Origin of the sequence: Rhodopirellula maiorica SM1 (genome assembly GCF_000346295.1) — a bacterium.
GTDB classification, from domain to species: domain Bacteria; phylum Planctomycetota; class Planctomycetia; order Pirellulales; family Pirellulaceae; genus Novipirellula; species Novipirellula maiorica.
In genome coordinates this window covers 1-7,218 of sequence record NZ_ANOG01000436.1, presented here as the reverse complement: position 1 = coordinate 7,218, position 7,218 = coordinate 1, and the positions used below count along the sequence as shown (strand labels likewise).

Below are 7,218 nucleotides of genomic sequence, written 5' to 3'. Positions count from 1 at the left end.
CGATTTGCACTTCGTGCCGTTCAGCAAACTGGTCGATCCAGAAACGCTGGTCACCAAAGTACGTTTTATCGAGCAAATAGCGATTTCCATCGCTTGGCTCGTTTTTTGGAAACCTGTATCGACAACTAGGCCTCGGCAGCCCCCCGTTCGCTCACTTGCGAATTTAAAAGCCATCAAAAAGCCAGCCTCTCCCCGCGAGAGGTTGGCTTTTTTCGTTTCCGCAGTGAAATTCCTGTTCCGGCAACCAGTGGCATACCCCCACGCATGCCCCGGTTCGTTACGGCCCACGGCTTGCCACAGCGGGTGCAGGGCTGCCGGAAGTCCGTAAATTCATCGTTTCCGCTAGAAACTTCTGTTTCGCGGAGGGGTTAAAAGCATCAGCTGAGTTCGAAGTTGTTGCCTGCATAACCGGTGCGCCCTCCTCAAAACCTCTATTCTGGGCCGTTCACCAAGGCTTCACACAAGGAATTTAGCGAATCGTGATTAAGATAATCGGGTGGCAAATCGGTAGAGCGCCGCCCACAGCCAAAATCGCCCGCTTTGCAAAATAGTGGCTTCCTCTTCCACGGAATCGTTTTTTCGAGCATGAAATACTCGCTCTTTTTCATCACCGTCGCGTTTGCTGTCTCGGTCACGCCCCGGGTTTCGGCTCAGCAGAACAATCCAGTTGATTCCAACGTCGATTCGCAAACGGCACAGGTGCAATCGCAACCTGACACTGCTAGCGTTGGCGAAGTGACAGCTGATTCGCCATCGCCGCAGGCCTCCGACGAAGCCGCGGTATCCGACGACACCACGCCCGCAGTCACCGCAACTGAGGACGCGGTCACCGCAGATGAGGTCGCCGCCCCCGATGACACCGCGACTGCCCCGACGGCAATCGCCGCGGTTCCTAACAGCCGATCCAGCTCGCCGGAGCCCGCCGACACCGATGCAAGCGATGCAGGGATGTCCTCGGAAAAATTTGTGTTCAATTTCTCGGGCGCAAGCTGGAAAGACGTGCTGGAATGGTTTTCCGAACAAGCCGACTTATCGCTACAAATTGATCGTTTTCCAACCGGTTCGGTCAACTACGTCGACCCGAGTCGATCGTACAATGCCGCCGAGAGTCTAGACATTCTAAATCGCTTGCTGCTTGATCGCGGTTACGCGTTGGTCCGTCGCGGACGCATGTTGTTGCTGATTGATTTGGAAGTTGAAAATGCCGCAAACTTGATCAGCGAAGTCGCCGAATTAATCACGCTGGATGAATTGGATGATCGCAGCCGCAGCGATATCGTTAGCTGCGTCTTTCCCTTGGGCAGTTTGACGCCCGATGCGGCGCGACAAGAGATCGCACAACTGGTGGGTCCATGGGGACGCACGATTGTGTTGGACAGCGCTCGTCAAGTCAAAGTCACCGAGACCGTTGGCAAATTGCTTGCCATTCGCCAATTGCTCGAAAACGCTCGCGAGGCGGATTCAAACATCGTCGAAATTGTGCTCGAACATCGTGGCAGCGAAGAGATGCTCGAGATCGCTCGCCCCTTGATCGGACTCGATCCCGGCCAAAACGCCAACGATGAAATCCGTATTTCATTGGGATTGTATGGCGAACGAATCTATGCGACTGGATTGCCCGGCAAAGTCGCGCTGCTAGAAAGCATCATCGAAAAGGCCGACAAACCTCTCGCCATCGCCGATCCGAATGGTCAAGCCGAGGTGGCGTTGCCGGTGTTCGAAACGCATCCGGTCAAAACAGCCGATTCGGCAACAGTCTTTGATGTGTTACAAACCCTGTTAGCGGGTACTCCGGACGCTCGCATTGCAATCGACCCAAAAACGAACGCAATCGTTTCGTTCGCCCGCCCCGAAACGCAAGCGATGGTGGCGGCCACGATCGCCAAACTCGAAGGCAACGGCCAAGACTTTAAAGTCATCAACCTTCGTCGTCTCGATCCCGCCCAAGCGCTGCTGACGATCAACAAATTTTTCGGTGTCACTGCCGAAGGCGGCAGCGGACCGATCGTCGATGGCGACCCCGAAACGGGACGTTTATGGATTCGCGGAACTAGTGATGAAATCGCCATGATCGAACGTTTGATCGGCGAACTCGAAGGCGAAGACGTGCTCGGATCGATGAGTGAAAAGGTACGTGTCTTGCCGTACACCGGCCAAGCAGCCGAAGACGCGCTTCGCCAAGTCGAAAGCATTTGGTCGACGCTGGGACGTAAAAACGACATTCGTACCATCCGTACTTCGGGATCGTCCTCCGCCTCGGGCAACCAGATGCCCGAACGACGGGTGCATCCAAAAGAAACGGACGATAGCAGCCAACCCACTTTTGATTCCGCGCCGTCGGACGACCGTGTTCCCCGTTTGCCAATCGACAGTCGCACCGGAGTCCAATCACGCTACGGATCGGATCACCGGCTTGTAAACGCTCCGGTTGCCGACGACGAGGACACTGCCTCGCAAAGCCCGGTCTCAACATCCAACGCGACTTCCACGTCTAACTCTGTTTCGATGGACAATCGCCCATCGTCTGCGGGCGCTTCGTCGCCCGAAGTTCGCTTTCAATACCAAGGTGCGGACATCGTGATCCAGTTCTCGCCTGCGGGAATGATCGTTGCCTCTGAGGACACCGAAGCCCTTGATGCATTCGAAGCTCTGATGCAATCGTTCCTTCCGTCGACCAGTGCCCAATCCGAGTTGCCAACCATTTTCTGGCTCAAGTACGCCAAAGCGGAGACCGCCGCTGAATTGATCGCCACCATCTTGGGCGGCATCGATAGCGGCATGTCCTCGATGTCAGATCCTCTAGGAGGCCTTGGCGGCTTGGGGGGCGGAATGATGGGACTGCTTGGCATGGGCGGTGGTGGAGGCGGCGGTGAAGAATCGTCCGCAAAATCAATTTTGACCAGCACCGGATCGGTCAGCATCGTGCCGGATGCTCGCTTGAACGCATTGATTGTTCAAGCCAACGCCATCGACCTCGAGACCATCGAAATCATTCTGCGAAAGATTGATATCCAAGAGAGTCCCGAGGAAATCGAAATCGTCGCCAAGCCCGCCTTGATTCCGATCATCTACCAAGACGCTAAAAATGTCGCCGAAGTCGTCAAGAGCGTGTTTGCCGAAAAGATGGCGTCGGCGAACGAATCGGGCCGTGGCGGCGGGGGCGGACAATCCAATCCACAAGACATCATCGCGGCACTTCGTGGCGGAGGACGCGGTGGACGTGGCGGTGGCGGCGGTGGCACGTCAACCCAAAGCGAACCTGCAAAAATCACCGTTGCTGTCGACGAACGCAGCAATTCACTGATCGTCACCGCAACGCCTCAAGATTTTAACCAGGTGCGTGAATTGGTACTCGCCTTGGACGAGGGCGGCATGCAGACCGAAGAACGTGTCGAAGTGGTGACACTCAAAGGTGACATCAAAGCCGATATCGTTAAACAAGCGCTCGAGTCGATCCTCGGAGCCAGTGTCAAAACAGCAAGCTCGTCCACCGATTCAAAATCCAGCAGTACATCGTCGACATCGTCCAATAATGGCAATTCGAGCACGCAAAGCTCGGATGACATCCAGCGCAGAATCGAAATGTTTCGTGCATTGCGAGGCGGCGGGGGTGGTGGCGACAACGGAGGCGGTCGTACCGGAGGTTTTGGTGGCGGTCGTGGCGGTGGCGGCGGCGGTCGCGGCGCTGGAGGTGGCGGCGGTGGTGGTCGCGGTCGCTAATCGCCCCCCTGCGGAATCTCATGCACGTGTTCGCAGATTGTGAAATGATTTCCTCTGCGAATTGCGTTACACTTGACAGAATCGCCAATCGCCCCCCAATAAGCGATGACTGCATCGCGGCATCCCCTCACGCCGCTTGACCCCATACATTGCTAGAAAGATCGAAAAGATGATCATGCATGCTGGTGAAATCCTGAAACGACGCGGATTACTCACCCCCGAACAACTCGAACAAAGCCGGCAAAGCGACTCACCAAGCGTCGTTCAAGCAGCGATCGAGTTGGGATACATCGCCGAGCGTGATGCGCTAGGTGCGTTGGCCGAAGAAGTTGGACTCGATTACGTCGACCTCCGTGAAATCGACGTCGACCTCAAAGCGCTCGAAGGTTTCCCGCAAAAGCTGATCTACCGCCAATCGCTGTTCCCGATTGGATTCGAAGACGGTTCGATCGTGGTGGCAACATCCGATCCGCTGGACCTGTACCCGCTTGACGAAGCGAGTGCGGCGACCGGCAAGAATATCATTCCGGTTGTCGCCGAACGTGCCGAAATCGCACGCCTAGTCAAACAGCACCTCGGCGTCGGCAGCGAGACAGTCGAAGGCCTGATGGCGGCAGTCGAAGAGGACGACGTCGAACTGCTCGATGCGTTTGAAGCCGACGGCAGCGAATTGAGCGAAATGGCGCAAGAAGCGTCGGTGGTTCGCTTGGTTAACGAAATTCTGCTCGAAGCGATCGAAACACGCGCGAGCGATATTCACATCGAAAGCCAATCCGATGGGATCCAAATTCGCTATCGCATCGATGGCATCCTGCATCCTCAACCCGCTCCACCGGAGATCAATCGATTCCAAGCCGCAATCATTAGCCGCCTAAAGATCATGGCGCGGATGAACATTGCCGAGAAACGTTTGCCGCAAGACGGCCGGATCAAATTGCGAGTCCACGGCCGCGAAGTCGATATCCGGCTCAGTGTGATTCCGATGATCCATGGCGAAGGTTTGGTCATGCGTGTGTTGGACAAGTCGTCGATGGTGTTCAACCTCGAAGGCTTGGGGATGAACCCGCAAATCTACGAAACATTCAGCAAGATCATCGAGTATCCACACGGCATCGTGCTGGTCACCGGCCCCACGGGTTCCGGTAAAACGACGACGCTGTACAGCAGTTTGCTGCAAATCCGCAGTCCTGAAACCAAGATCATCACGACCGAAGACCCAGTCGAATACCAATTGGATGGTATCAACCAAATTCAAGTTCACCCAAAAATCGGATTGACCTTTGCCGCGTCGCTTCGCAGCATCCTGCGCCATGACCCCGATGTCGTGCTGGTGGGGGAAATTCGTGACCTCGAAACCGCCGAAAATGCGATCCAAGCATCGCTGACGGGTCACTTGGTGTTCAGCACGCTACATACAAACGATGCCGCCGGAGCGTTCACGCGTATGGGCGACATGGGCGTCGAACCGTTCTTGGTCGCCGGGACCGTCGAAGCCGTGATGGCTCAAAGACTGGTGCGTCGATTGTGCAAACATTGCAAACAACCGATGACCGATGCCAAATCCGAAGTACCAAGCGATTTCCCCTGGGATCGTGCTGGCGATGCCGTGCTGTATCGCAGCGTCGGTTGCCGCGAATGCCGTCACGTGGGCTATTCCGGACGAATGGGGATCTACGAATTGCTGGTGACGTCCGATACCATCCGCCAACTCGCGCTAGACCGCGCCAGCAGCTGGGACATTCGCAAAGAAGCGGTCAAAAACGGCATGCGAACGCTGCGAATGGATGCCTGGGACAAAGTCATTGCGGGTCAAACCAGTATCGATGAAGTGCTTCGCGTCACCAAGGGCGAAGCGATCGCGTAGGAATCAACAGGAAATAAAATCCCCGCTAGTTCACCTTCGTCAACATCGAATTTTCAACTCGCCCCCTTAAAAACTCTTAAATCGCCCCGCCCCAATGCCAACCTTTGCTTACACCGCCCGCGACACCACCGGCAAACAGGTCAACGGAACCATCGAAGCGGGCACGGAACGCGAAGTCACTTCGATCCTGTCCGAACGGTCTTTGTTTCCTGTCAAAGTCAGCGATGTCGCCAGTAGCAAATCACCGTCACTGGGCAGTTTGTTCAACCGCCGCCAAAAGGTGAACGGACAAACGATGGCGGTCTTCTACAGCCAACTTGCCTCGCTGCTCCGCAGTGGCGTGCCGATGATCCGATCGCTGAACGTGCTCGGCTCGCAAACCTCAAACCCTGTATTGAAAGAGGTCTTGCTCGACGTTCGTGAACGTGTCGAAGAAGGCGAGACGTTGGGGCAAACGATGTCTCGCTATCCAGGCGTCTTCAGCGACATGGGAACCAACATGGTTCGCGCCGGAGCCGAGGGTGGTTTTCTCGAAGATGCACTCGATCGCGTCGGTACATTTACCGAATTACAGGAAGACCTCAAAGGCCGTACGGTCAGCGCAATGGCCTATCCCGTCTTCCTGTTTTCCGTCGGTAGCGTCGTGATCGTCGCTTTGTTGGTTTTCTTCGTCCCAAAATTTGACATGCTGTTTGATCGGCTGCGTCGCAAAGGCGAAATGCCGTGGGCCACCGAAGCGTTGTTGAGTTTCAGCCAATTTTTGCAAGAGTGGGGCTGGCTATTCCTGGTCGTGATGGTGGTTCTATTAGTCCTGCTCAAAATCAAACTCGACAGCGAATCAGGACAAGAGTGGGCGGACCGGATTAAGTTGAAGATCCCTGTGCTCGGCGACATCTTAATGAATCTCGCGGTGGCTCGTTTCTGCCGCGTGCTCGGAACGCTATTGGGCAACGGTGTTCCAATTCTAAGGTCACTTGAAATCAGCCGCAGTGCGACCGGCAACCGCTTGCTCAGCAAATCGATTGCCAACGCGACCGAGAACATTCGCAGTGGCGAAAGTTTGGCGTCGCCGCTACGGGCATCCGGCTACATGCCCGTTAGCGTGACCGAGATGATCAGCGTCGGCGAGGAAAGTAATTCGCTGGACCGCGTTTTGCCCGAAATCGCCGATTCGCTCGAAAAACGCACGTTTCGCCGACTTGATCTGTTCGTCCGCTTGCTCGAACCGCTGATGTTGCTGGTCATGGCCGTATTGGTGCTTGCCGTCGTCATGGCGTTGCTGGTTCCGGTCCTAAAGAGCAGTACGACGCTATAGCCCCCACCGCCGCCCCACCTGCTAAACCGCGATGCCGCGCACGGCGGCATCGTCCCACCGACACAGCCTCCCCTGCTGGTTTCACGATGCAATCACTCGCTTACCGAACCGTGTTCTTGGCCCTCAGCTTGCTCGGCTTGCCATTACTCGCATCCGAACCAGAGGCATCGCATCCTGTCGCACTGAAACCGGATGCCTTCGAATCCATTGACACTCTCGTCAATCAAGCGATCGATCAAGGCAAACTTCCCGGTGCCGTCGTTACGATCGGTCACAAGGGCAAGGTGGTCTTCCAAAAAGCGTACGGACATCGGCAACT

The 7,218-nt window shown here is 55.8% G+C and carries 3 protein-coding genes and 1 pseudogene; all 4 read left to right on the top strand.

What is annotated here, in order from left to right; all coding sequences use genetic code 11:
• Window positions 1–585 precede the first annotated feature (585 nt).
• Entirely contained in the window at window positions 586–3,720 is a 3,135-nt protein-coding gene (locus tag RMSM_RS13940) for a secretin N-terminal domain-containing protein (protein WP_008697062.1), read from the top strand.
• 169 nt (window positions 3,721–3,889) lie between these two features.
• Window positions 3,890–5,584 carry a GspE/PulE family protein gene (locus tag RMSM_RS13935; RefSeq protein WP_008697061.1) on the top strand — a complete coding sequence of 565 codons (1,695 nt, stop codon included), beginning with the start codon at window positions 3,890–3,892 and terminating at the stop codon, window positions 5,582–5,584.
• A 94-nt stretch (window positions 5,585–5,678) separates the two neighbouring features.
• Window positions 5,679–6,899 carry a type II secretion system F family protein gene (locus RMSM_RS13930; RefSeq protein ID WP_008697059.1) on the top strand — a complete coding sequence of 407 codons (1,221 nt, stop codon included), beginning with the start codon at window positions 5,679–5,681 and terminating at the stop codon, window positions 6,897–6,899.
• A gap of 86 nt (window positions 6,900–6,985) precedes the next feature.
• Window positions 6,986–7,218 (top strand): annotated as a pseudogene (locus RMSM_RS13925) (hypothetical protein); the annotation flags it as partial.